Genomic DNA, 25,208 nt, shown 5'->3' with positions numbered 1-25,208 from the left:
GCGTCAGCGCTTTTCAGAAGTGGGAGGCGGGACAAGATCGATGCCGCCCGCCGAAAACGGGTGGCAGCGGCAAATACGCCTGGCGGCGAGATAAGTCCCGCGCGCGGCGCCATGATACTGGATTGCTTCGCGCGCGTAATCAGAGCAGGAAGGGTAAAAACGGCACCGGTTGCCGAGCAGGGGACTCACGGCAACCTTGTAGAAACGCAATAAAGCGAAAAGTACCGTTTGCATGACTAGTGCGGCCAACCGGCGCCGCCCAAGAAGGGAGACCGGGGGAGGCTAGCGGGACCGAACCGTGGAGTCGTCCACGTGTGCGGCCGCACGGGCCTCTCCATGAGCGTCATTGGGTCGCAGGCGCATCCGCGGGCGGCGCCTCACGACGGGCAATTTCGCGTGCTGCCTTGTTGAGCAGCTCCTCTATTTCGCTACGGCACAACGCCTTTAACGGCGGCGACGAGGCGCCCGGCATAGCCTTCTTGTCGAAGCGCGTGTGCAAACGCAGCAGCACGTCCCAACCGCCGAACTCCGCGCGGCGCAGCCGGAAGGCTTCACGCGCGAGACGGCGCACCAGATTACGCGTGACCGCGCGCGGCGCATACTTCTTGCCGATCACGAGGCCCAAGCGCGCGTCATTGCCGGTGGGCCGGGCGTACACGACGAAGTGTGCGGTGCGGCGCCACGGGCGCAAACGAAAAACGGATGAAAATTCATCCGTTTTTAGCAGCCTTGCGGCTTTGGGGAAGGCGGCTTGCGCTCGCAACGGAACCGAGCCCTGTTGCGGCGCTCCTGCCGTTCCCGCGCTGCCGCGGGCATCGGACATAGCGCGCAATCCGCTCGCCAGCCTTAGATGGCGAGGCGCTTGCGGCCCTTCGCGCGACGTGCGTTGATGACCTTACGGCCACCAGCGGTCTTCATGCGAACGCGGAAGCCGTGGGTGCGCTTGCGACGGGTAACGGAAGGTTGGTAAGTACGTTTCATGTTGCTCTCACTTGGCAGAGAATTAACCGCGCGAGCATCGCGGAAAGTGCAATGGCCGGTGGTTCAAAAATTGGTTTTCGCGGAACCCGCTATTTAAACCGGTTTTCTTTTGGTCGTCAATAGTTTAGCGACGTATTCCACAGGCTGGGCCCGTGGCGGAGGTTTGATCGGTCCCTGTGGATAACTCCCTTTCCTGGTTGTTTTGGCGGTAGAATCTCGTCCTACTTCCCAAAAATCCTGCACGCCGCTCCGGCCCGCTTGCCCCGCAAACCCTTGTGGCACAAGCGCCTGGAGCCGTTCCGCCTGGCCGCTCAGGGCCTTGTTGTGTATCTGCAACAGGGGCGTCGGCGGCTCGCCGTGCAAACATAACGACAGCAACTTGATGAACGAATTCTGGCAACACTGTTCCGCACTGCTAGAGCGTGAGCTAACGCCCCAGCAGTACGTGACGTGGATCAAACCGTTGGCCCCGGTTGCCTTCGATGCGGCGGCGAACACGCTGAGCATCGCTGCGCCCAACCGCTTCAAGCTTGACTGGGTCAAGAGCCAGTTTTCCGGCCGCATTTCCGATATGGCGCGCGACTTTTGGCACGTGCCGGTCGACGTCCAGTTTGTCCTCGATCCCAAGGCCGGCATGCGCGGCGCGGCGGCTTCTGCGCCGGCGCCGCAACGTCCGTCGCAATTCGCCGGCAACGGCGGCACGGCTGCGGTGGACGCGGCCGTCGGCGCAGTGCAGGCCGCACACGCCGCCCGGACCCACGGCGCGAATGGCGCGGGGCAGGGCGCGAATGCCGGTCATGGCGCGCAACAGCACAATCATGACGACGGCGGCGACCTCGATCTGCCCAGCCTCGACGCCAACGAAGCCGCTGCGGCGCGCCGTACTTGGCGGCCGGGCCAGAGCGCCGCGCAGCAAGGCAACGCCGAGAGCGATTCGATGTACGAGCGCTCGAAGCTCAACCCGGTGCTGACCTTCGACAATTTCGTGACCGGTAAGGCCAACCAGTTGGCGCGCGCCGCCGCGATCCAGGTGGCGGACAACCCCGGCATCTCGTACAACCCGCTGTTTCTGTATGGCGGCGTGGGCCTCGGCAAGACTCACCTGATCCATGCGATCGGCAATCAGTTGCTGATGGACAAGGCCGGCGCGCGGATCCGCTACATCCACGCGGAACAGTATGTGTCCGACGTGGTGAAGGCGTACCAGCGCAAGGCGTTCGACGACTTCAAGCGCTACTACCACTCGCTCGACCTGCTGCTGATCGACGATATTCAGTTCTTCTCGGGCAAGTCGCGTACGCAGGAAGAGTTCTTCTACGCGTTCGAAGCGCTGGTGGCGAACAAGGCGCAGGTGATCATCACGAGCGATACGTACCCGAAGGAAATTTCGGGCATCGACGACCGGCTGATCTCGCGCTTCGACTCCGGCCTGACGGTGGCGATCGAGCCGCCCGAGCTGGAAATGCGCGTCGCGATCCTGATGCGCAAGGCGCAGTCCGAAGGCGTGAGCCTGAATGAGGACGTGGCGTTTTTCGTCGCCAAGCATCTGCGCTCGAACGTGCGTGAGCTGGAAGGCGCGCTGCGCAAGATCCTCGCGTATTCGAAGTTCCACGGCCGCGAAATTTCCATCGAACTGACGAAAGAAGCGCTGAAAGACCTGCTGACGGTGCAAAACCGCCAGATTTCGGTGGAAAACATCCAGAAGACGGTGGCTGATTTCTACAGCATCAAGGTCGCGGACATGTATTCGAAGAAGCGGCCGGCGAACATTGCGCGGCCGCGTCAGATTGCGATGTATCTGGCGAAGGAACTGACGCAGAAAAGCTTGCCGGAAATCGGCGAGCTGTTTGGCGGGCGCGATCACACGACCGTGCTGCACGCGGTGCGTAAGATCGCCGCCGAACGCGGCACGGATGCGCAGTTGAACCACGAACTGCACGTGCTTGAACAGACGTTGAAGGGCTGATCCTGGGCTGGCCTCGAGGCGACGCCCTCAGGCGAATTCGGGGTGAGTGCAGGGTATTTGCGGGATAACCGCGCGGTCGCGGCGGTGTTGCCTAAAGTTTGGGCAAAAAGCGGGGAAAATCGACCTGTTTATTTCGGAACTCGCCCCCATTTTAGGGGAGCGGTTCTGTTTTCAGGCACAATACAGGTTTAACCGCCCGGCGGCTTGGGGCGGATGTACGCCGTGACTGGCGCAGCGTAGCGCCGGCGGGGGCCGGGGCCGCGTGCAGGATGCCGAGCGAGGCGCGCAGGCCGTCACATCAACGAAGGAACTCTATGCAACTGGTCAAGACCGAACGCGATAACCTCCTCAGGCCGCTGCAAACCGTGAGCGGCATCGTCGAACGCCGCCATACGTTGCCGATCCTCGCCAACTTGCTGATTACCAAGAACGGCCCTGACGTGTCGTTCCTGTCCACCGACCTCGAGCTTCAGATCACCACGCACGGCGACTTCGGCGTGGGCGGCGATTCGGTTGCGACAACGGTAGCGGCGCGTAAGCTGCTGGACATCCTGCGTGCCATGCCTGACGGCCAGGTCACGCTGACGCTGAACGACAAGCGCCTCACCGTGCAATCCGGCAAGAGCCGCTTTGCGCTGCAGACGCTGGCGGCGGACGAATTCCCCACGGTCGCCCAAGCTAAAGACTTCGGCGCGAACCTGGTGGTTCCCCAGAAGACGTTCCGCCAACTGCTCGGCATGGTCCATTTCTCGATGGCCCAGCAGGACATTCGCTACTACCTGAACGGCATGCTGCTGGTGGTGGACGGCGACCAGTTGATGGCGGTCGCGACGGACGGTCACCGTCTGGCGTTCTCGTCCATGAAGATTGAAGGCTCGTTTGCGCGCCAGGAAGTGATCATCCCGCGCAAGACGATTCTGGAACTCCAGCGTTTGCTGGAAGACATCGACGACACGCTGAAGATCGACATCGCGCCGAGCCAGGTGAAGTTCACCTTCGGTCAGGTGGAACTGGTGTCGAAGCTGGTGGAAGGGAAATTCCCGGACTTCCAGCGCGTGATTCCGAAGTCGCACAAGAACCAGTTCCTGATTGGCCGCGAAGAACTGCAGCGTTCGCTGCAACGTGCGGCCATTCTGACCTCGGACAAATTCAAGGGCGTGCGCTGCATCATCGAGCCGGGCCAGTTGAAGATCATGTCCACCAACGCGGACCAGGAAGAAGCGCAGGAAGAACTGGAAATTGCGTATACCGGCGACAGCGTCGATATCGGGTTTAACGTCACGTATCTGCTCGACGTGCTGGCAAACCTGAAGGTCGACATGTTGCAAGTGAGCCTGGGTGATGCCAGCTCCAGCGCGTTGATCACGATTCCCGAGAACGACGAATTCAAATACGTGGTGATGCCGATGCGCATCTAACGCGTCCAACATCAAGAAGAACACCAAGGGGCGCAGCGCCCCTTTGGCGTTTTTATGGTGTTTTGAAAAGTCCCGAGCAGCAACCAAGCAGCAACGCAGAACCGGAAAAAATCCATGACTGACACGAACAATTCGCAACCCGATAACAGCTACGGCGCCTCTTCGATTCAGATCCTCGAAGGTCTGGAAGCAGTGCGCAAGCGGCCGGGTATGTACATCGGGGATACATCGGACGGCACCGGTTTGCACCACCTGGTATTCGAAGTGCTGGACAACGCCATTGACGAAGCGTTGGCCGGCCATTGCAACGACATTCAGGTGATCATCCACGCGGACAACTCGGTCTCCGTCACGGACAACGGCCGCGGTGTGCCGACCGGTCTGAAGATGGACGACAAGCACGACCCGAAGCGCAGCGCCGCTGAAATCGTGATGACCGAGCTGCACGCCGGCGGCAAGTTCGACCAGAACAGCTACAAGGTGTCGGGCGGCCTGCACGGCGTGGGTGTGTCGTGCGTGAACGCGCTGTCGGCATGGCTGCGTCTGACCATTCGCCGCGACGGCAAGAAGCACTTCATGGAATTCCACCGTGGCGTGCCGCAGAACCGCATCATCGAAGAGATTGACGGCGTGGCCGTCTCGCCGATCCTCGTGACCGGCGACACCGAAAACCGCGGCACCGAAGTGCATTTCCTCGCCGACGAGACGATCTTCGGCAGCATCGAATATCACTACGACATTCTGGCCAAGCGGATTCGCGAACTGTCGTTCCTGAATAACGGCGTGCGGATTCGTTTGACGGATCAGCGCACGGGGAAGGAAGAGGATTTCGCGTTTGTGGGCGGCGTGAAGGGTTTTGTTGAGTACATCAACAAGAACAAGGCCGTGCTGCATCCGAATATTTTCCACGTCAGTGGTGAGAAGGATGGTGTTGGCGTTGAAGTGGCTATGCAGTGGAACGATAGCTATAACGAGAATGTGCTCTGTTTTACGAACAACATTCCGCAGCGCGATGGCGGGACGCACTTGACCGGTTTGCGTGCGGCGATGACGCGCGTGATGAACAAGTACATCGCCGATCATGAAATTGCCAAGAAGGCCAAGGTTGAGACTTCGGGTGATGACATGCGTGAGGGGTTGTCGTGTGTGTTGTCGGTGAAGGTGCCGGAGCCGAAGTTCTCCGCGCAGACCAAGGATAAGTTGGTTTCTTCTGAAGTGCGGGCGCCGGTTGAGGAAGTTGTGGCTAAGGCGCTTGAAGAGTTTCTGCAGGAGACGCCCAACGACGCGAAGATTATTTGCGGGAAGGTTGTGGATGCTGCGCGGGCGCGGGATGCGGCGCGGAAGGCTCGGGAGATGACGCGGCGGAAGGGTGTTTTGGACGGCGTTGGTCTGCCCGGGAAGCTGGCGGATTGCCAGGAGAAGGATCCGGCTAAGTCTGAGATTTATATCGTCGAGGGTGACTCGGCTGGTGGGTCGGCTAAGCAGGGGCGGGATCGGAAGTTTCAGGCTATTTTGCCGCTGCGCGGCAAAGTGCTTAATGTTGAGAAGGCTCGCTATGACAAGCTACTTTCTTCGGAGCAGATTGTTACTTTGATCACCGCGCTGGGTTGTGGGATCGGCAAGGAAGACTACAACCTTGAGAAGCTGCGTTATCACCGCATCATCATCATGACCGACGCTGACGTCGACGGTGCGCACATTCGGACGCTGCTGCTGACGTTCTTCTATCGGCAAATGCCGGACATGATCGAGCGTGGGTTTATTTATATTGCCCAGCCGCCGCTTTACAAGATCAAGGCGGGGAAGGATGAGCGGTATCTGAAGGATGCGGCTGAGTTGAATGCTCATATGCTCAAGCTCGCGCTTAATGGGTCTGAGCTTGTGACGGCTGAGGGTGCTACGCCGATCGCTGGCGATGCTTTGGGTGAGCTCGCTCGGTCGTATCTGCTCGCGCAGGGTGTTGTCGATCGGTTGAGCCGGTTGTACGACGCTGGGGCGCTCGAGGCTGTGATGGATGGGGTTGTGCTCGATCTGTCTAGTGAAGAGGCCGCTGAGGCGTCGGCTAAGGCGTTTGAGGCTAAGCTCAGGGACGATCCGCTGAAGCCTGAAGTGCGCGTTACGACTATGTATGACCAGGTGCGGGAGCTCCGCTCATTGAAAGTGTCGCGGACGCATCATGGGAATCAGAAGGTTTCTGTGCTGGATGAAGAGTTTCAGTTGACCGCGGACTATCAGCAGTTGCTGAATACGGCGCTGACGTTTAAGGGGTTGATTGGGCCTGGCGCCGTGATCAAGCGTGGTGAGCGGAGTATGGCCGTCAATGACTTCAAGAGTGCTATGAAGTGGCTCATCGCCGATGCTGAGCGCAATGTTTCCAAGCAGCGCTATAAAGGTCTGGGCGAGATGAATCCTGGGCAGCTTTGGGAGACTACGATGGATCCGGCTGTTCGACGGCTGCTTCGTGTGCAGATTGAGGATGCTATTGCGGCTGATGGCATTTTCACCACGCTCATGGGGGATGATGTCGAGCCGCGGAGGGCTTTCATTGAGTCGAATGCGTTGAGGGCGGGGAATATTGATGTTTGAGGGGGCTACGGGCGTCGTAGGTGACTCTAGCGTTGCCACTATGGCGTTGTGATAGCCCTCAGATTCCAGATCTATGGTTAATGAAGGCCCTTGAACCTTTTACAAAGGTTCAAGGGCCTTTTTCTCATAGTGATGCGGCCTACGCATGCGCCCGTTGCCTCGAATTATTCGGCTATCGGTGAAACGGCTTAACGTGACGTGCTATCGTCGGAGAGAAATGGGAAAGATATTCGCACCGATAGCAATCGACTAACCGCGGCAGCGCGCTAGGAGCTTAAATGGAACACTACAAGAATCTGGGTGGAAACTCAGGCGTTTATGCCTATGAGATATCTATTGACGCCATCAAAGTTCAGTTCCAGGACGGGGCTGTTTACCCGTACGACTATTCCGCTACTGGACACGACGTGGTGGAGCAGATGAAGCGCTACGCAATTGCAGGACGGGGCTTAAACAGCTACATCAAACGTTTCGCAAACAAGCGATACGCCGCGAGACTAAAGTAATCCAATCGACGCTCAAACAAAGCTGGCTATCCACTGTCGGTTGTCGATGCACCAATAGCTCAGATCGGACCGGGAAAGCCGCCAAGTATGCCTTGGCTATGAAAGGAGGGGACCCAGCACCGCGACATAATGCAGTGTCCGACGTCGACCCAACCGCAGGTCTGTCTGGATCGTAGTCTGAAGCGCTCGTTCGTTGGCATCACCGCGGATCGTAGGGTGTTCTCGCGGTGATGCACACATCGGCTGTAGTTCCTCGCCTGGCTTTGTGCGTCAACTGACCGAGCGCTCCAGTATTGCCGGCGTTCGTCGCAGGTCTATTGTGCCCAAGTCACACATTTCTCGCCGCCCTTGCGCAGCGTCGAAAAGTTTCGGATACTGTTTTTTTATACAGCACTCTGTCACTGCTCGACCCCGAGCCATTGACGACTTGCGCGTCGAGTCGCACCTAAATTGGCGCGAAGTCTGTCAGGCTCATTTGAGGCCGACGAGGTTACAATTCAGCTCAAACGCCTGCTCTTGAGCAGACATGCAAATGCGGAACGAATGATAAAACTGACCCAGAAGGAATCCGGCGCTTACTTTACGCCAGACGCTGTCGTACGCACCTTGGCGGGTTGGGCTGTCCGGCACTCCGACGACCGACTCCTAGATCCATCATGTGGAGATGGACGGTTTTTGGCCGCGCATGCGAATAGCGTTGGAATTGAGCAGGACCCGTCATCGGCTGAAGACGCTATAGCTCGCGCGCCATCAGCGTTAGTTCACGAAGGCGACTTTTTCGCATGGGCTGCGAATACGCACGAACGATTTGAGTGCACCGCGGGCAATCCGCCGTTTATCCGTTACCAGACTTTCAAGGGAACTGTACGCGACACGGCGCTTCGTCTTTGCTTGTCACACGGAGCAAAGTTCTCTGGGCTGAGCTCATCATGGGCCCCGTTTTTGGTCGCCGCAGCCAGCCTGCTTGTGCCTGGAGGTCGTATGGCCTTTGTCGTGCCTGCAGAAATCGGGCATGCTCCCTACGCACGGCCACTGCTCGAATATCTTGTCGAGAATTTCTCGGTTGTGCACATAGTTGCCTTCCAAGAGAAGCTTTTCCCGGAGCTCTCAGAGGACTGCTGGCTGCTATTTGCCGATGGATTTGGCGCGAAGTCCAGCACCATCCGATTCAGCGCCCTTAGGCGTTTTCGTGCGATGTCTGCGCCTCCGACCAAATTCACCAGCATTGACCTGAATGAATGGCGGAACGATTGGAATGGCAGACTCCGACCTTTCATCATGTCATCCCGAGCCCGCGACACCTATCGTGCCGTGGCTACGCACCCAAGGGTGCGCCGCTTCGGCGCGGTTGCGTCGGTCGGCATCGGATATGTAACGGGAGCGAACGACTTTTTCCATCTTCGCCCATCCGAAGCCAAGCAGTGGAAGATTCCCCAACAGCTTCTCCATCCGTCAGTACGCAATGGTCGCGCTCTGCCACAAGGGACGTTGACTGCCGCAACGGTTGCGCAATGGTGCAAAGAGGACGAACAAGTATTGTTACTTCGTCTCTCCAAGACGGGGAAGATCCCTGCTTCGGTCCAGAAATATCTAGACTCGGAGCCCGGGCAACAGGCTCGAGAGGCATACAAGTGTCGAGTTCGCGAGCCTTGGTATTCTGTACCCGACGTTCAGATCCCGGACTTCTTCATGTCATACATGTCGGGGAAGGACGTCAGCTTAGTGCGCAACGATGCTGGCTGTAGCTGCACCAACTCAGTACACAGCGTGCGAGTGCGAGACCAAGCGGCGGTCGCCCAACTGATTGAAGCCTGGGAGACACCATTCATCCGCTTGAGTTGTGAACTCGAAGGTCATCCTCTCGGCGGCGGCATGCTGAAGCTTGAGCCGGGTGAAGCAGTACGTATTATTTTGCCTCCTGCCGAGGTGTTCGCAAATCTCCCGCTAACTGACATTGAGGATGCGGTGACTACCATGAGGGAATGGAGACATTATGGTCCCACGGCGCAATGAGCCTTTTCCGCCGAAGGAAAAGAAGTGCCAATGGGTCAATCTGACGGAAGCATTGTGGCATTTCGCCACGTATTCCGGTCGTACCCAAAGTCAAGAACACATTAAGCCGTTGCATTGGTACGTGGCCTGCCGACTTGTCGTAGAAGGTGGGTTCGATCCGGACGAAATTACTCCGAGACCTCCGTTTGAAGTTATCCGCCGCGGCGGAAAGCACTTGCTCGTGTTTGACCCAACGAAAGGGCAAGGCGGAGAGCGGACAGTTCTTGGAGGACTCAAAACCAAGAACGTTGATGTCGTTGTTACCAAGGAAGGCATCGGCCCCGTACTCGCTGTGTCGTGTAAGGGGATGACAGGTGCGTTCCGAAACCTGACGAACCGAATGGAGGAAACTATCGGTGAATGCACAAACCTCCATATCACATATCCTGCACTTGTATTCGGCTTCCTTTTCGTGATCCGTGCAAACCGACAGCGTGAGCAGGCCGTCGAAGCCGTAAGCCCACTTGTAGCGTCGGCATCGCCGGCAGTACAACTCGAGGCAAACGACATTGCGCTCCAACCTAACAACGAACCTGTCGAGTCGATCTTCCGCTTTCATTCGGCGTTGCGAGAGCTAACAGGGCGAAGAGGAATTAGAGATGATGTCAGTCGCTATGAAGCTGTTTCGCTAGCGCTGACAGAGGCGGAAGGGGACCATGCGGGCTCGACAATGGACTCGTTTCCACCGCACGGAAGTCCGCTGCGGTTGGGACAATTCTTTCAAACCCTCTATCTTCGGTACGAGGAAAGATTTTTGATCGGAGCTCCCGATCTTAAGTCGGTGACCCGCCGCATCGAGTGGGCTCCTGAATCCCCCGCCTTTGAACAACTGATGTTCGAGTCGGATGCGGTGCCGGTGCTCGACTTCACTCCACGCGTGCAGGAAGAATAGGATCCGATGTCGATCAATGCGACACCGGAAGTAAGTATTGTTGTGGCGACAAAGTTGTAAATTCACGCTCCCACTCCTGCCGAAGTGAATCGTAAAGAGGGAGTGGAGCAGCAATAGCACATTTTCTGAGTACTCGTCTCGCGATAGAGATTCCGCATTCAAGAGCAGACATCAGGACGTTGTCGTTTAGTCTTCGACTAGGCGTATGATGAGCCTGTCGGCGCTTTATCGGTAAGAGTTGCATGACGACCGTGTTGCTTTAGCATTCGACCATCTGATACGAGGATCGAATGCATGCAGCAAGAGCCGCTTTACGTCGCAAACCGGGTGGTCGCCATCGTCCTGCCCAGCACACCATTTGTTGAATGGATCAATGACGCCGATCCCTTCCCAGCCAATGCAAAGATCACTCTAGATGACGCGCGTGATGAACCATCCGCGTTCCTGATCCCAACGGACAGTAGTGACGACCCGGACCAGCCGGGCAAGCGGTGGATTCAGCGTAACTGGAAGGCGATCTTCGAGCACCTGCTCGGGGATTGGTATATCGACCCGGATTTATGGCCGCGCAACCGGACGATCAGGATGTTCAGGGAGTGGTGCGAAGTTCGCATTCACCCGACTGTTCTGGATTGCGCGGTCACACCGCTCGAGTACGACGACTGATCCAGATTCCACGGTAGCAATTCATCAACGTGGTTGACCGGATGTTCGGCGACGTGGGTGAGAACGTGACGCAGATACGCTTCCGGATCAACTCCGTTGAGTTTGGCCGTGCCGATCAGGCTGTAAATTGCAGCAGCACGTTCGCCTCCAGAATCCGCGCCGGCGAACAGATAGTTCCGGCGCCCGATTGCAACGCCGCGTAAGGCACGTTCGACGGGCAGATTGTCGATCTCGATTCGACCGTCATCGCAGTAGCGCGTGAGCGCCTCCCAGCGGTTAAGGGCATACAGGATTGCCTTGCTCGTATCAGACTTGCGCGAGAGCGTGGTGAGCATCTCACCCAGTCATCTATGAAGCTGGTCGAGCAAGGGTCTCGCGTGTGTCTGGCGGTAGTCCCGACGGCTTGCCGCGGATCTTCTCCTCGATGCTGTACAGCGCGCCGATGCGCTCGAGCGCTTCGGTGTTGAAGGCATTCGGTCGTGACACGTGCAGTTCGTAGATCTGACGTCTGGCGTGGGCCCAGCACGCCGCTTCGACGACACGCCCGGTTTCATAGATTGCCTGATAGCGGCCATAGGCATCGGCCTGCAGCGTTCCGGCAAATGATACGAAATGCTGCTGCGGATGAATGCCCTTGCGGTCCGGTGTATAGGCAAACCATACGGCAGCCGGTGTGATATCGGCCGAAGCCCGGTCGTCGCGAACATGGACCCACAGTCGCTCGGTTCTGGTCGTACCGTTACCCGGCGCGAGCACGGGCACCGGTGTATCGTCGGCGTGCAGCTTCGAAGCCGTCATCACGTGTCGCCGGATTGCGTCGACGAGCGGTCGCAGCAACGCTGCACTATGGCCAACCCACCGGGCCAGCGTTGAACGCTCAAGTTCGACGCCTTCGCGGGCGTAGATGACCGACTGTCGGTAAAGCGGTACATGATCGGCGAACTTCGCTACAAGCACATGCGCCAGCAATCCCGGACCTGCCAGGCCTCGTTTGATGGGACGCCCCGGCGCGCTCGCCTGAGCGATGTGATCACACCAGGTGCATGCGAATTTGGGCCGAACATGACGGATCACCCTGAAGCTCGCCGGCACGTATTCCAGTTGCTCGGAGATGTCCTCGCCGAGTTGCTTCATCGCAGCGCTGCAGTGCGTGCAGACCGCGGCCGATTCAGGCAGATGTGTGTGCGTGTCGCGCGGCAGATGGTCACGGAGCGGTTTGCGCCGCGGCCGTTCAGGCGCAGTAGGTGTCTTCTTCGGGATATCAACAGGCGCTGCGCCTTCGTCGGCCTGCAGATCCTCCAGACGCAGTTCAAGCTGCTCGATCTGGCGATCGAGGTTCTTCGACTTGCGGCCGAACTGCATGCGCCGCAACTTTGCAATCAGGAGGTTGAGGTGTTCGACTTCCGCAGCGCGAGAGGCAAGCGCTGTCTTCTGCGAGTCGACCGTCTCCCGCAGGTGCGCGACCTGCGCGTCGCGTTCATACAGCCTTGCCTCGCGCTCGCGCAGCATGGCCTTCAGAGTCTCGATGTCGTCGGGAAGTGTATTCGCGCGGTCATGACGGCAGTTTACGCGTCGCCGGCTGCGTTTACAACGCCGAACTCGGGCGTGCTGTTCGGGTGGGCTACCGCCAGTCGATACCCTCCAGCAGCATCGACAGTTGCACCAGACTCAGGCAAACCGTACCGCCGTCGGCCTGGGGTCATACGAAGCGTCCCTTCTCAAGCCGCTTCATCAACAGGCACATCCCGTCGCCACTCCACCAGAGCACCTTGAGCAGGTCGCCGCGCTTGCCGCGAAACACGAATACGTGGCCGCAGAACGGATCGCGTTCGAGTACAGTTTGCACCTTCGCTGCGAGACTGTTGAATCCGGCACGCATGTCGTCACGCCTGCGGCCAGCCATATACGTGTGCCTGCCGGCAGGCCAATCATGGACGGAAAGCTGACCGAAGGCGTCTTCAAACGAAGCGGCATCGACGAGTTTCAAGTTGCCAGGAACATCAGTTTCATCCCGCTTGGCAACGGCAAATATGCGCTCGATTTCATGCGCGGCCTTATCTCAACCACGGAGCATGAAGTCTATTTCCCCGCCTGTGAGGTCACCGCGCAGTAGGCTCACTGCGACCTACAGGCGAATCCGCTCGACCTCGTCCAGGTCTAGTCATCGCGTCGCCGGTCGTACAGCTGCGTGGTGTGCGTCGACGCATGGTTCACCATTGCCCGAGCGTCGTACCATAGCTCTTCAGGTAGACGCCGATTCTGCACATAGACGTCGCCAATGCGAATCTCGAGCACCGCGCCGAAGTGTGTGAGAACGTAGGCGGGCGTACTCTATCAGGTGCAGGTGAATTTGGTTAAGCGGGACCATTTTTCCACCATCAGGAAAGTGGTCCTGCTTAACCTGCAGAGTTGTGTGGACGGCTCTGTATGAAAGAGACGGCCCCATTGATGGAGATCAAGTGGGCACATTTAGCTGGGCAGTCGTTAGAGCGCTGGGAAGGTGGGCCAGCACCGGTTCTCGTCTCAAACGGGTGTAATAGTCAACTTCCCGCGCTCCACCTCCACCCTAATCCGCCCACTAATCTCAAACCCCGCCTCCTCTAACCACCTCCCCGAAAGTCGGATCCAAGGTGCCGGAGGCAAGTCGTCATAACATTCGATATGAGAAGGTGCGAATATTTTCATCGGCCGTGGGCGTCTTTGTGACGAAATGGTCAAGACGCGTTGGGGAACAGGCGCAACTGCTTTATGATTGGCGTCAGCCATGATCAACTCCTTACGTGAGCTGGTTGTGGTCAGCGGGTCGTGTGGGTGGCAGCCCATGCGTCCCGCGCTTCATCTCCTACCTCGTTCTCCTCAATGTTTTGCTCGGTGCTCTCGCGTCGTCTTCTATCTTCCAACGAGCTAATTTCTCAGCTATACGTTATCAACGGATTGCGTTGTGAACTTCAATCATGTCATTAGGAATCCGATATATTATCTCGCATTGTCATGTGTTGTGCAACAGCATCCAACGTTCGACCAACAACAAAAAGTGCACGCGTCTCGCTCCTACATTTAGACGGATACACTCTGACGGACTTCGCACAGGAGCGAGTTACTTACGGCGAATAGCCAGCTTATTCACCGCACTTTCTGCGGTGAATAAGCCATCCTTGCCACAAATGCTCCTGACGATCACGATATGAACGGCAGAGATAGAACGTATATCTGGCAATCCCCCGACAGATTCATTTTGAGCTATGACTTGTCGCGCCTAGCTGCGCCGCTGGCCGAAGCCTCCCGCGCCCAAATCCTGCTCTTTGGCCGTCTAGCCAACGTAAGCCCTGCCCTGCGCGACCAGATCATCCTAGCAGCCCTCACCGAGGACGTCGTCAAAACCAGCGAGATCGAAGGCAAACGTCTCAACGCCGCATCGGTGCGATCTTCCATCGCCCGCAGACTCGGCGTGGACATAGGCGCACTTGCACCGGTCGACCGGCATGTCGAGGGTGTGGTCGAGATGGTGCTCGACGCCACCACCCGTTGCGACGCAGCGGTGACGAGCGATCGACTGTTCGCTTGGCACGCGGCACTGTTTCCCACCGGATTCAGTGGCATGTCGCGGGTTCAGGTCGGTACCTGGCGCGACGATGCGAATGGCCCCATGCAGGTCGTTTCCGGCCCTATCGGCCGCCAGCGTGTCCACTTCGAGGCGCCGCCTGCAGAGCGACTCGACGCTGAGACCGGATGGTTTCTAGACTGGCTCAATAGCGATTCCGGAGAACCCCCAGTCCTTAAAGCGGGGCTCGCCCATCTGTGGTTCGTGACCTTGCATCCCTTTGACGACGGCAACGGCCGAATCGCCCGAGCCTTGGGCGACTTGCTGCTCGCGCGCGCAGATGGAAGTCCGCACCGCTTCTATAGCCTGTCGGCGCAGATTCAACGAGAGCGCAAGGACTACTACGACATCCTCGAAAAGACGCAGAAAGGGACACTCGACGTGACGTCCTGGCTCGCCTGGTTCCTCGCCGCGCTCCACCGCGCGGTTGACAGCGCCCAACACACCCTCGACGCCGTGCTCGCCAAGACGCGTTTCTGGCAGCGTTGGGCGACCACGCCGTTGAATGAGCGCCAGGCCAAACTGCTTAATCGTCTCCTTGATGGATTCGAAGGCAAACTGACCAGCAGCAAATGGGCATCAATTGCGAAGTGTTCACCGGACACCGCCTTGCGGGACATCAGCGAACTGGTCGCACTCGGCATACTGCGCAAATCCTCTGCGGGCGGACGAAGCACGTCCTATGAATTAGAGAACTGACACGGACGCGTTAATCGATCGAGACTCGCTCGGACCTACTGACCGACCTTCGAAACTGGCCAGGCGCTTCGACCAGAACTCGCGCCTTGGAAACATGTGGAACGAAAAATACAAATTACATCCGCGTTCGCATCGTCAACAAAAGCCGATCAACCGGAGACGCGATTCTTCTGCGAATAGTCGGGCTTATATCGCTTACGTAGCTCATTAGTAGCCCGTCTTACCGACATACCTCGTGTCCTGGCCAGGTCATGTACTTCCTGATGATGCTGCCTGCACAGGCTGATGACACAACGGAGTTCATTGCTTGTCCAGATCCACTTATAACTCGTGTGATGCAACTCCACCTCGGTGCAGTCACAAAACTCGCACTTCTGGTAGTTCGGGCGCTCGCTCGCAACTTTTTTGAAATGTGCCCAATGCTCGGAATCCAGAAACTCCTGGTAGGTGCGCCCATCTAGCCGTTCGGTACGCCGCCCCCATGTATCTGCGTAAATCTCGTCCAGGTCTTCGTGCTTTTTCATCAAAAATACCCGTGAACGGTTGACGTGCAATTTGAGCCGCGACTTTGCCGGCCGCCTCTTGCGTTACTTGCGGAGGATCTTAACAACGAACCCGAAGGAATTTTACTGACGCCGCTAGCCAGAGGAGCGGCAGTGCGCCTTACCGTTCCGTTATCGGTGGTCTTGTCGCCGTTAAGGATTAGATAGCGTTTCACAAAAGGCAGAGTGCTTTGGGCCGTATCCCGGCTAACTTACCCATGGCGTGCCCCGAGGAGCGAAATCGCATCACCTCCACGCAAATAGCCGACGACATCACGACTTGATCGCCAGTTGATCGGCTTTGATCCATCGAAGCAGATGTTTGCCAGAAGCATTGACATAGTCCACATAAGCCCAGCCGGCGGGCGACTGCTTCAACACCGTCACCGCATCGTTCTGGACCAGATAGGCCCGGCTCGCGTGGGCATCATCAGGTGCCGTATAAAGCGTCGCTCTTTGCGCCGATATGGTCGCCGCACGATGCTCGCTTTCCACTGCTGCCGGCGCCGGTGTACCCACACCGCCACCGTTCGCATTCGAAAACGCGGCGTCGATCAGCCGCGCATCTTTGTGCGCACCTGCCGCATGCAAGGCGGCCGCAATCTTCCCATAGGCGTCACGATTGGCGGACGACGGCGGATCGCAACGCAGGAGATTGTCGGCACCGGCATCGTCGCCGATTACCGGCCCTGGCGGCTGACCGGCGCTGATAAAGCGCAGGAGCCGGCTTGCCGATGGACGGTCGCGCTTTAGCATCACGTTCGTCTGATCGTCTGTTCCCCAAAGCGCATCCTGGCCAGCCTGCCAGCTCTCTCCGCATATCTCACCAGTCTGATCGGAGGTGATACACCCCGTGCGAATCTCGATGGCGGAACAGTATTCCCGGCTGGATTCGATCTCCGCCTGCCCTGGCCCCGTCGATACCATCCCCGATTCGACTCGCCCGATGACCACGTATTCACCGGACGGCGAGATATTGCTGTCGCTCGGCTGCTCCATTTCTGTACCGGCCGCGTCCGTCTCGCCAGCTCTTGGCAGCAGGCTGAACGTTGCGCCGTTCGGGAAATGGAATACAGCTTGTCGCCATGCGCGCTGGGTCAGCGGTGCTTGAGGGTTCAAGGCCTTCCCATAGAAAATTGCCGCCCCACCCGGCAAAGCGAACTGGAACGTGGACGACGACGCAGCGGCAAGTGCTGGCTCGGCAGCGCCGCCGGTCAGCAGCAAGACCGTGGCGATCACTGCACCGATACGAACAGCACGGACGCGAGGCAAGCCGATTCGAAACGGCGGATCGTTTGCCCGTATAAATTTTGAAGTCGTGTTTTTCATGACGGTATTCCCGTTGTTTGACTTTCGGCGCAGCGATTGCTGTCGACGATGATTTGCCGCACCCACACTGGCGTCCGCACTGAATCCTCACGAACCACCGGCAAGATCCGCAGATCGTACCCAACGAACAATCTCGTTGCCGTTGGCCTGCCGATAACGAATCTGCGACCAGTCACCAACCTCGTCAAGCACCACCACTGCATCGCCGCTAATCAGATACTCCATCTTCTTCCCGTCTTCTTTTGGCGTGCCGTACAAATAGGCTCGTTCGGCGGTGACATGGTGGTTACTCTCAGGAGGTGAGTGGGCTGCGTCTGCGCTATTCGGCTGGCGCGACGTCGGCGCATATTGATGGATCAGCGCAGCAAGATTCGATTGTTGCTGCTCAGTTGGCAGCGCCCCGAAATAATCCTGATCCGACGCAGGCAATTTGTCCTTTGCCGGTGTCGACGGTGAATTGCTCCTTATCGTAGTGCACATAAGTCGGCTCAAAACAGTAACCGCTTTCTGTGTTTGCAGGCCGCTTTTCCAGCAAAACAAAGGTACTTTCCGAAACTTGCCGCGACGATGGCGGCGTGCAATATGGGCGTGAAGCGAACTTGTCTGGCACTGGGCCGGAGTGGTGTTGCAGCAAAAATTGCTTCAGTACCGGGCGCCCGTATACGAGTTTGCGTGCTTGACTACCTTCAGCGTCTGAGAGGAAATTGGTGTCTTGTTCTTCCGTCCCGGCATCCTCGCACGTCGTCAAAAAAGCATTCCCGCCAACGTTCCATCTTAGCGTCACTGCGGCGTCACCACACACCGCCTCAGCTACAGGTGACTTGTCATTGACGAAGACGACGCATTCGTTGTTTGCGCAATCGGATGCCGTGAGTTCGGCGGCGCCGACGGGCCTGTCATAAATTTTGTATGTAAGGCATAACATGTAGCTCAAGGAGCAGTGTATGCCACGCAAACCCAAGACGGCCATCGAGGCCCAGACGGCGTTGCCGTCGATTCCGAAGGAATTGATTGACCAGTTCGTGAAGGGGCCGATGACGGCTGAGGCGGTGCACGCTGCTTCAGCGGCGTTCAGGAAGGCACTGATCGAGCGGGCACTGGGCGCCGAGCTCGGACACCATCTGGGCTATCCAGCCGGCGCCGTGCGGCCCGAAGACGCGACAAACCAGCGCAACGGCAAGAGCGGCAAGACGGTGCTGACCGACGATGGTCCGCTGCGGCTGGAGATTCCGCGCGACCGCGACGGCAGCTTTGCCCCGATCCTGATTCCGAAGCACGAGCGACGCTTCACGGGCTTTGACGACAAGATCATCGCGATGTACGCCCGTGGTATGACAGTGCGCGAGATCCAGGGGTTTCTGGCCGCTGCCATTAAACCGATCTATACGGCGGCGGGCGCCGAGGCTGCGCAAGCCGAACTGGAGGCGTTCGAACAGGGCGAGTGGGGCCAGAAATTCCCGACCGTTGTGGCCGCCTGGCGTCGTGCCTGGGACCGTGTGATCCCATTCTTTGCGTTCCCTCCGGCGGTGCGCAAGGTAATCTACACGCAACGCAATCGAAAGCGTGAATGCCCAGCTACGCAAGATCGTCAAGACGCGTGGACACTTCCCAAATGACGAGGCCGCGACCAAACTGCTGTGGCTGGCCTTACGCAATATCACCGCTGACTGGAGCCGTGCGGCGCATGACTGGAAAGCTGCGATGAACCAGTTCGCGATCCTCTACGAGGATCGCTTCACCAGGAATCATTTGTAGAATGCAATTGATGACCTGCCAAACGGCAGGTTTTTATCTGCCTTGCACACAAAAATTCAGACACTCCCTAGGGCGCCAGAGTAATTGCTACTGGCGCCACAGTTTTGCTACTGCGCGACAAAATTAGTGCTACCGTCCTATAAGCGGGTGTCTGCGGCGCCAAAGAGACTGAGCGCAAAATCAACCCAGCGTCACGGCCCGGGCGAAATTTCAGAGTGCAGGTGCCGATAAACATTTTATAAACAATATCGGCCCGTCGTTCGCCGGCGGAACTGCGGAGATTGGCGCCGGGCCTCGTAACCGAAGACGAGACCGCGTAACATCGCAAAAAACTCTGAAACGGCCAGCTTTGCCATCCTTGCCGCGCAACATCTTGGGAGCCGAAACGGCCGCAAAGGCCGCCAGCTCCGCCCCGCTCCGGCCATTCGCGTACACGCGCCGCTCGTCGGGAACGAAGGACCTTTACCTTAAAGAAGAAGTCCTTGAAAACACAGGCTATTGGGCGGAGCCGAGCGGCGTGAGCAGCAAGCCGCCCAGATGGATTGTCCAGATCGACGCGACAGGGGACGTTCCGGTCGCGCGCCTCGCGCAAGACTCGTCGGGCATGACGCCTGCCGCCGCGAGCACGCCAGGCTATATAAACAATGGCTCGGGCAAGTGCGCGCTCGCTGCGTTTCGGCTTATGCCTGCGATCAAGCTGGGGCAGTCCGCACCGCTTCTACAGCCTGTCGGCGCAGATTCAACGAGAGCGCAAGGGCTACTACGACATCCTCGAAAGGACGCAAAAAGGGACGCTCGACGTGACGCCCTGGCTCACCGGGTTCCTCGACGCGCTCCATCGCGCGGTGGACAGTGCCCAACACACCCTCGACGCCGTGCTCGCCAAGACGCGTTTCTGGCAGCGTTGGGCGACCACGCCGTTGAATGAGCGCCAGGCCAAACTGCTCAATCGTCTCCTTGATGGATTCGAAGGCAAACTGACCAGCAGCAAATGGGCGTCAATTGCGAAGTGTTCACCTGACACCGCCTTGCGGGACATCAACGAACTGGTCACACTCGGAATACTGCGCAAATCCTCTGTGGGCGGACGAAGCACGTCCTATGAATTGGAGAACTGACTATCGCGTCACCCTGCGTGTTTCGCCCTCCCAACCAAGAAAATATTTCCTGAATAATTGGGACAACAATAAAACAAGAAACATTTCCCGAAATGCAAAACGCATTAATTCTCCATAGCTAATATCTGCATCGATTTAACCTTTCAATTGCAACGTTAATTGCTTCCACTGCGAAATGTTTTGTAAAATCGCCGCGATAACGCGGGGGCGCGTATTGAATAAGAAAGGCGGGGCGTCATGGGAGCGCAGGACTTAATCAGCACGATCACGGGTGGCCTGTCGCAGAGTGACCGCCTGCTCAAACTGGACACGCCGTTAGGCTCGAACACGCTGGTCCCACAACGCGTAGTGGGCCGCTCACGTTTGGGCCGCCACTTCGAGTTCACCGTCGACGTGGTATCCACCAACGGCAGCGTCGAGCTCAAGACCCTGATCGCCCAGCCGGTAACGCTTTGGGTCCAGCAATCCGACAAGTCCTACCTGCCGCACAACGGCTACGTGCACACCGCCCGGCGCCTCGGTTCAAACAGCGGGCTGACGAGCTACCAGCTCGGCTTCGCCTCCTGGATGCACTTCCTGAAGTTCCGCCGCGACCAGCGCATCTGGCAGGACAAAACCGCCGACGACATCATCACAGACGTCTTCAACACGCATCCCCAGGCCTAGGGGCTATTCCAGTTCGCGCTCTCGAAACCGCTGCCCTCGCGCTCCTACTGCCGGCAGGACGAGGATGACTGGAACTTCGTACACCGGCTGCTGGAGTCCGAAGGCTTATATGGATTCTGGCAGCAGGCGCGGGACGGCAAGTCGCACACGCTGGTGATCACCGACCGGCTCGCGACGCTCGATGCGCTGTCGCCGGAAGCGGTGCCGTTCTACCGGGCGGGCACGGGCAGCGAGACGGACGCGCTCACGCAGTGGTCGGGCACGCGCACGCTGCAAAGCACGTCACTGACCACGCGCACGTTCGACTACAAGAGCCCGTCGACGCAGTTCAACCCCAAAGGCACCAACGTGCCGACGATGCCCAATCAGGGCGCGTTGCCGGATCAGGCGGAGGTGTACGAGTACACCGGGGCGTACACGTATCCGAAACAGGACCGGGGCGACCAGCTCTCCGGGATCCGGATGGAGGAGTGGGAGTCGCGGGCGAAGCGGTTTGAGGGCGCAGGCGGAGTTCGAAGAATCGACGCGGGACGGCGCTTCACCCTGAGCGGCCACCCGGACCACGACCGGGATCAGGCGAGCCAGAAGGAGTTCGCGGTGATCGAGGCGTCGTGGGTGATCGCGAACAACGTGCCGGCGGGCAACCCGGGGCCGGACTACCCGCACAGCCTGCAGGGCGCGCTCGATGAGGTGCGCGCGAGCCACGCCAGCGATACCGCGTTGAAGGTGACGCACGCGGACGGCTCGGAAGGCTTCTACCGGGTGGAGATCGAGGCGCAGCGCACGAGCGTGCCGTACCGCAGCCCGTTCGACCATCAGAAGCCTGAGACCCATCTGGAGTCGGCGATCGTCGTGGGCCCGCAAGGCGAAGAGGTCTACACGGACGAGCTAAATCGCATCAAGGTGCAGTTCGTCTGGGACCGCATCAACGGCGGTAACGAGAAGGCGTCGTGCTGGGTGCGGGTGGCGCAGTCGGATACGGGCAGCGGCTATGGCGGCGTGCATATGCCGCGGATCGGGGAAGAGGTACTGATCGATCACATCGGCGGGGATTGTGACCGGCCGGTGGTGATGTCGCGTCTGTATAACGGGGCGGCCAAACCGCAGTGGCATTCGAACGGGCTGCTGTCGGGGTACAAGTCGAAGGAGTACGGCGGCAGCGGTTACAACCAGATGGTGATGGATGATTCGAGCGGGCAGAACCGGGTACAGCTCTTTAGCAGCACGGCGAATTCTCAGTTGCATCTGGGGTACCTGGTGCAGCACACGGATAACACGCGCGGCGCCTATCTCGGCACGGGCTTTGATCTGAAGTCGGAGTCGTATGGTGCGATCCGGGCGGGGCAGGGGCTGTATGTATCGACGCATCCTACGTCCGTGAGCCAGCCGCTGAATGCCACCGCGGCGAGCGAACAGCTGGTGAGTGCGGAGAGCGTGATCGAGACGCTGTCGCAGGCGAGCGTCGCGGCCAATGCGGAAACCTTGCAACCGGGTCAGGACGCCCTTAAGAAGTTCACCGACGCGACGCAACACAGCGTCCCAGGTGGCGGAACCACAGGCGGACGTACAGCGGGTGGCGGCACGGGCAACGCCAACGGCTTCGCCCAACCGGTCCTGCTGGCGGCGAGTCCGTCCGGCATTGCGTTGTCCACCCAGCAGTCGACGCAGATCACGGCGGACCAGCAGATCAGCATCGTCAGTGGGCAGAGCACGCATGTGGCCACTGGCAAGTCGCTGATCGCAAGCGTCACCGAGAAGCTCAGCCTGTTCGTACAGAACGCAGGCATGAAGCTTTTTGCGGCGAAGGGGAAGGTGGAGATCCAGGCTCACAGCGACGAAATCGCATTGGCCGCGCTGAAGGACGTAACCATAACCAGTACAGACGGAAGGTTAGTCTTGTCAGCTGCAAAGGAAGTCTGGATCGGCGCAGGCGGTTCGTATATCAAGATCAATGCAGACCAGATCGAAAACGGTACGCCTGGACAAATTCTTGAAAAATGCGCTTCGTGGGACAAGCCCGGTGCAGCCTCCATGCACATGCCTATGCCGTCGCTTCCGCTTAGCAACATTACGCAGAATCCCACGCATGAATATACGCAGACTTTTGACGTCACCCCGCTCCTCGATTACGAGCGGTTCTCTCCCGCGTTGAATGGTCAACCATATCGCATCTTCTCCGCGGATGGGACGCTGCAGCAGGGCATGTTGAGCAATGGTGCGACCGCGACTGTCAAAACCCCGAGCTCCGAGAAAGTGAAATGCGAGATCGGCGCAGGTGACTGGGGCATCCACGAAGATGCTTACGACCAGGAGGACCTGGAAGTCCAGGAGGCAGAGTCCGACCAACAGGACCACATGCCGAATACGCAATCTACCGGAGCAAGCGTTTGACGAACTCCAACAACCCTAGGCGGCACAAGCGCCCCCACACTCCTCCCAGCCCATTAGTTGAGGCAAGTTTTGTGTTTCAAGACAGCTTGAAGCATCCGATTCAAGGATTGGTCGTTCGCCTAAAAACGGGCACTGGCACACCGCCTGCTCCGCTCTGGCAGACCGGCGGCCAGGATTCCTCTGCGCCGGCGGGCTCTTCCGCGCCGTCCACGCCAACCAGTACGCCCGAGTCTGGCGGCAATGGTCAGACCCTGACCGCGTCAAATAGCCTAGATGTCACGACCGACAAAGACGGTTATGCGGTGACCATCTCGAATGTCGCCCGTAATCAGCCGATTGACATATTCGTCAAGAAGAAGAGCGGCGAGTTTGGCCTTAAGGGCTCTGTGACGCCGTCAAAGGACATGAACGCCTACGCTATTACTAGCCCCGAATATCACTTCGATGCGGTTACTCAGTTGTCTCCGAAAGACGAGATGGAACTGGATATCCACATGCCTGTGGTTAAGGAAGGCGAAGTCATGACGATAGATCGCCTGCTCGACGAATTCGGACCATACATCGGCGACGCGGAGAAGATCACTGAACAGGGCAAGATTAAAAAGGACTTCCCGGTCAAAAAGACGACCACACATACGGACGCCGCCACAGGAAAGTCCGTAACAGATATCGTCATTGAACACCACTACAAAGCTATCAATACCGGTAAGCCACGAACCGTTGCGGTGAATCTTCTGCCTTCACGGCTAAACTATCCCACGGCCTCGGTGCTTACAGACGATCACTTTTCTTACCTCGCCAAATCATTCGGATGTGAAGCGGCCGCGGTCAAGGCGGTGACGATGACGGAGACTGGCGGGCGGGGATATGACAAGAATGGTTTGCCGCGAATTTTGCTAGAACGGCACTATTTTTACCGCCTGTCTTTGCCGAAGGCGAAGCAGGCGAATTGGAAGCACGAGAAAAATCCATACTCCAAATTTTCTGATGTGTGCAATCCTATATATGGTGGCTATGGACTTGCAGAGCTCCATCAATATGAACGACTCGTAAAGGCTGCCCGCCTTGACCGGGACGCTGCCCTGATGTCGTGTTCGTGGGGCGCTTTTCAGGTTATGGGTGAATCCTTTAAAGATTGTGGCTGTACCTCTGTAGTCGAGATGGTTAACAGCTATCTTAAAAGCATAGATGGCCACGTACAGATGTTCGAACAGTTCATGAAGAACGCGAAACCGGTAGCGATAAAGGCATTAAAGGAAAAAAACTGGGAAGGTTTTGCTACTGCATACAATGGCGGGAACTGGAGAAATCAGAACCCGGAATACGCAAACGATATGAAATCGCATTATGAAGAATACAAGTAAATATTTTGGATGGGCGGTCGCAATTTTTGTTTCGTCTTTTTCGACCGTTGGCTTCGCGGGAGATTTGATTGTTTTCAATGACCCAAATTTAATTGCGATGCACTCGAGTGGAAAAATCTTTGGCTACTACGGAGCAGAGGATGATCGCACTTCATGCGCCTTTTTCTTCTCTCAAAAGAGCGGAGTTGATGCTTTCCCTCAAAAAGGTGCCGATGCCGTGATCGATATTTCCACATTTGTTCTACCGGGAAAAGATTACGATTACGATCACCGCGACAAAGATTTCGACATTTCCGGGAAGATTTTTGTTAAGAACGGAAAATGGGTTATACAGACCGCCGAGAACCAAGCCGGATGCGACAACGCTACGGGTGTATTCAAGTTTGGACCAGACGAGCAAGATGCCGTGCACTACACGGTGGCGCAAAGCTCACCCGCATTAGGGATCCGCGTAGTAGAGAAAAAAACGTTCTTTAATAATCGGGACCAAAGGTCGTTCGTACCCCGAAGCGGCTTTCTTGTCGGTGGCAATGTTGTTGCAGTAACCGAAACAGATCGCGACTTCTCCTACGTTCGATTCACCAATCCTTCCACCGGGAAGACGACTAAAGGTTGGGTGAAAACGGGCGACCTTGGGAATCCGTTTCCTGCGTCTCCGCAGTAAACGGCGAGTCAA

General features: G+C 57.9%; 17 protein-coding genes and 4 pseudogenes. 14 read left to right on the top strand and 7 right to left on the bottom strand.

Going from position 1 to position 25,208, the window contains the following annotated elements; genetic code table 11:
* Positions 1 to 3 precede the first annotated feature (3 nt).
* The 3 genes from yidD to rpmH form a co-directional block, all read right to left on the bottom strand.
* The gene (yidD, locus tag P3T42_RS29765) at positions 4 to 234 is read right to left on the bottom strand and encodes a membrane protein insertion efficiency factor YidD (protein WP_074262996.1); all 231 of its coding nucleotides are present in this window, start codon (positions 232 to 234) and stop codon (positions 4 to 6) included.
* Between the two features lie 109 nt (positions 235 to 343).
* Positions 344 to 823, bottom strand: a complete 480-nt coding sequence (gene rnpA, locus P3T42_RS29760) for a ribonuclease P protein component (protein ID WP_074301177.1) — start codon at positions 821 to 823, stop codon at positions 344 to 346.
* A gap of 23 nt (positions 824 to 846) precedes the next feature.
* On the bottom strand, positions 847 to 981 hold the full coding sequence (gene rpmH, locus P3T42_RS29755; RefSeq protein WP_004198824.1) for a 50S ribosomal protein L34: 135 nt from the start codon (positions 979 to 981) through the stop codon (positions 847 to 849).
* A 382-nt stretch (positions 982 to 1,363) separates the two neighbouring features.
* On the opposite strand from rpmH, the gene dnaA reads away from it, so the two are divergent.
* The 7 genes from dnaA (at position 1,364) to P3T42_RS29720 (ending at position 11,067) form a co-directional block, all read left to right on the top strand.
* Positions 1,364 to 2,947 carry a chromosomal replication initiator protein DnaA gene (gene dnaA, locus P3T42_RS29750; protein ID WP_074301794.1) on the top strand — a complete coding sequence of 528 codons (1,584 nt, stop codon included), beginning with the start codon at positions 1,364 to 1,366 and terminating at the stop codon, positions 2,945 to 2,947.
* A gap of 314 nt (positions 2,948 to 3,261) precedes the next feature.
* On the top strand, positions 3,262 to 4,365 hold the full coding sequence (gene dnaN / locus P3T42_RS29745) for a DNA polymerase III subunit beta (protein ID WP_074301176.1): 1,104 nt from the start codon (positions 3,262 to 3,264) through the stop codon (positions 4,363 to 4,365).
* A gap of 114 nt (positions 4,366 to 4,479) precedes the next feature.
* Positions 4,480 to 6,951 (top strand): DNA topoisomerase (ATP-hydrolyzing) subunit B, encoded by a 2,472-nt coding sequence (gene gyrB, locus P3T42_RS29740; protein WP_074301175.1) that lies wholly within the window; start codon positions 4,480 to 4,482, stop codon positions 6,949 to 6,951.
* Between the two features lie 278 nt (positions 6,952 to 7,229).
* On the top strand, positions 7,230 to 7,457 hold the full coding sequence (locus tag P3T42_RS29735; protein ID WP_429308070.1) for a hypothetical protein: 228 nt from the start codon (positions 7,230 to 7,232) through the stop codon (positions 7,455 to 7,457).
* 543 nt (positions 7,458 to 8,000) lie between these two features.
* Positions 8,001 to 9,470: an N-6 DNA methylase gene (locus P3T42_RS29730; protein ID WP_429308069.1), complete on the top strand. Its 1,470-nt coding sequence runs from the start codon at positions 8,001 to 8,003 to the stop codon at positions 9,468 to 9,470.
* Positions 9,451 to 10,401, top strand: coding sequence for a hypothetical protein (locus tag P3T42_RS29725; protein WP_429308068.1), 951 nt, complete (start codon positions 9,451 to 9,453; stop codon positions 10,399 to 10,401). Before P3T42_RS29730 ends, P3T42_RS29725 begins: the two co-directional genes overlap by 20 nt.
* Positions 10,402 to 10,695: 294 nt before the next feature.
* Positions 10,696 to 11,067: a hypothetical protein gene (locus tag P3T42_RS29720; RefSeq protein ID WP_429308067.1), complete on the top strand. Its 372-nt coding sequence runs from the start codon at positions 10,696 to 10,698 to the stop codon at positions 11,065 to 11,067.
* Here P3T42_RS29720 and tnpC read toward each other — a convergent pair.
* Positions 11,016 to 12,576: pseudogene (gene tnpC / locus P3T42_RS29715) on the bottom strand (IS66 family transposase). The gene P3T42_RS29720 and the pseudogene tnpC overlap by 52 nt on opposite strands.
* 148 nt (positions 12,577 to 12,724) lie before the next feature.
* Between tnpC and P3T42_RS29710 the strand changes: the two are divergent.
* Positions 12,725 to 13,180 carry a hypothetical protein gene (locus P3T42_RS29710; protein WP_429308066.1) on the top strand — a complete coding sequence of 152 codons (456 nt, stop codon included), beginning with the start codon at positions 12,725 to 12,727 and terminating at the stop codon, positions 13,178 to 13,180.
* A 410-nt stretch (positions 13,181 to 13,590) separates the two neighbouring features.
* On the opposite strand, the gene P3T42_RS29705 is transcribed toward P3T42_RS29710, so the two are convergent.
* A complete protein-coding gene (locus tag P3T42_RS29705; protein ID WP_429308095.1) occupies positions 13,591 to 13,752 on the bottom strand; it encodes a SymE family type I addiction module toxin in 162 nt (53 codons plus the stop codon).
* 499 nt (positions 13,753 to 14,251) lie between these two features.
* Between P3T42_RS29705 and P3T42_RS29700 the strand changes: the two genes are divergently transcribed.
* Complete coding sequence (locus tag P3T42_RS29700; RefSeq protein ID WP_429308065.1) at positions 14,252 to 15,367, top strand: Fic family protein; 1,116 nt, start codon at positions 14,252 to 14,254, stop codon at positions 15,365 to 15,367.
* An 815-nt stretch (positions 15,368 to 16,182) separates the two neighbouring features.
* Here the strand turns inward: P3T42_RS29700 and P3T42_RS29695 are convergent.
* Both P3T42_RS29695 and P3T42_RS29690 read right to left on the bottom strand, forming a co-directional pair.
* Entirely contained in the window at positions 16,183 to 17,238 is a 1,056-nt protein-coding gene (locus P3T42_RS29695) for a hypothetical protein (RefSeq protein ID WP_429308064.1), read from the bottom strand.
* Between the two features lie 87 nt (positions 17,239 to 17,325).
* The gene (locus P3T42_RS29690) at positions 17,326 to 17,718 is read right to left on the bottom strand and encodes a hypothetical protein (protein WP_429308063.1); all 393 of its coding nucleotides are present in this window, start codon (positions 17,716 to 17,718) and stop codon (positions 17,326 to 17,328) included.
* A gap of 464 nt (positions 17,719 to 18,182) precedes the next feature.
* Here P3T42_RS29690 and P3T42_RS29685 point away from each other — a divergent pair.
* The 5 genes and pseudogenes from P3T42_RS29685 to P3T42_RS29665 all read left to right on the top strand — a co-directional run bounded on the left by P3T42_RS29685 (position 18,183) and on the right by P3T42_RS29665 (position 25,196).
* Positions 18,183 to 18,993: pseudogene (locus tag P3T42_RS29685) on the top strand (transposase).
* 695 nt (positions 18,994 to 19,688) lie between these two features.
* Positions 19,689 to 20,111: pseudogene (locus tag P3T42_RS29680) on the top strand (Fic family protein); the annotation flags it as partial.
* 237 nt (positions 20,112 to 20,348) lie between these two features.
* Positions 20,349 to 23,168 (top strand): annotated as a pseudogene (locus P3T42_RS29675) (type VI secretion system Vgr family protein).
* Positions 23,165 to 24,532: an N-acetylmuramidase family protein gene (locus tag P3T42_RS29670; protein WP_429308062.1), complete on the top strand. Its 1,368-nt coding sequence runs from the start codon at positions 23,165 to 23,167 to the stop codon at positions 24,530 to 24,532. Before P3T42_RS29675 ends, P3T42_RS29670 begins: the two are co-directional and overlap by 4 nt.
* The gene (locus P3T42_RS29665) at positions 24,516 to 25,196 is read left to right on the top strand and encodes a hypothetical protein (RefSeq protein WP_429308061.1); all 681 of its coding nucleotides are present in this window, start codon (positions 24,516 to 24,518) and stop codon (positions 25,194 to 25,196) included. Before P3T42_RS29670 ends, P3T42_RS29665 begins: the two co-directional genes overlap by 17 nt.
* Positions 25,197 to 25,208: the final 12 nt, after the last annotated feature.

The sequence above is a fragment of the Paraburkholderia sp. GAS38 genome (genome assembly GCF_050434965.1).
In the GTDB taxonomy this organism is placed as follows: Bacteria; Pseudomonadota; Gammaproteobacteria; order Burkholderiales; family Burkholderiaceae; genus Paraburkholderia; species Paraburkholderia phenazinium_A.
The sequence above is the reverse complement of the archived record's forward strand: the minus strand, read 5'-3'. Positions and strand labels throughout refer to the sequence as shown.

Bases quoted from the DNA above. Each gene is read 5' to 3' on its own strand.
- yidD (WP_074262996.1), bottom strand. From the start codon at position 234: ATGCAAACGGTACTTTTCGCTTTATTGCGTTTCTACAAGGTTGCCGTG.
- rnpA (WP_074301177.1), bottom strand. From the start codon at position 823: ATGTCCGATGCCCGCGGCAGCGCGGGAACGGCAGGAGCGCCGCAACAG.
- rpmH (WP_004198824.1), bottom strand. From the start codon at position 981: ATGAAACGTACTTACCAACCTTCCGTTACCCGTCGCAAGCGCACCCAC.
- dnaA (WP_074301794.1), top strand. From the start codon at position 1,364: ATGAACGAATTCTGGCAACACTGTTCCGCACTGCTAGAGCGTGAGCTA.
- dnaN (WP_074301176.1), top strand. From the start codon at position 3,262: ATGCAACTGGTCAAGACCGAACGCGATAACCTCCTCAGGCCGCTGCAA.
- gyrB (WP_074301175.1), top strand. From the start codon at position 4,480: ATGACTGACACGAACAATTCGCAACCCGATAACAGCTACGGCGCCTCT.
- P3T42_RS29735 (WP_429308070.1), top strand. From the start codon at position 7,230: ATGGAACACTACAAGAATCTGGGTGGAAACTCAGGCGTTTATGCCTAT.
- P3T42_RS29730 (WP_429308069.1), top strand. From the start codon at position 8,001: ATGATAAAACTGACCCAGAAGGAATCCGGCGCTTACTTTACGCCAGAC.
- P3T42_RS29725 (WP_429308068.1), top strand. From the start codon at position 9,451: ATGGTCCCACGGCGCAATGAGCCTTTTCCGCCGAAGGAAAAGAAGTGC.
- P3T42_RS29720 (WP_429308067.1), top strand. From the start codon at position 10,696: ATGCAGCAAGAGCCGCTTTACGTCGCAAACCGGGTGGTCGCCATCGTC.
- P3T42_RS29705 (WP_429308095.1), bottom strand. From the start codon at position 13,752: ATGAAAATATTCGCACCTTCTCATATCGAATGTTATGACGACTTGCCT.
- P3T42_RS29700 (WP_429308065.1), top strand. From the start codon at position 14,252: ATGAACGGCAGAGATAGAACGTATATCTGGCAATCCCCCGACAGATTC.
- P3T42_RS29695 (WP_429308064.1), bottom strand. From the start codon at position 17,238: ATGAAAAACACGACTTCAAAATTTATACGGGCAAACGATCCGCCGTTT.
- P3T42_RS29690 (WP_429308063.1), bottom strand. From the start codon at position 17,718: ATGTGCACTACGATAAGGAGCAATTCACCGTCGACACCGGCAAAGGAC.
- P3T42_RS29665 (WP_429308061.1), top strand. From the start codon at position 24,516: ATGAAGAATACAAGTAAATATTTTGGATGGGCGGTCGCAATTTTTGTT.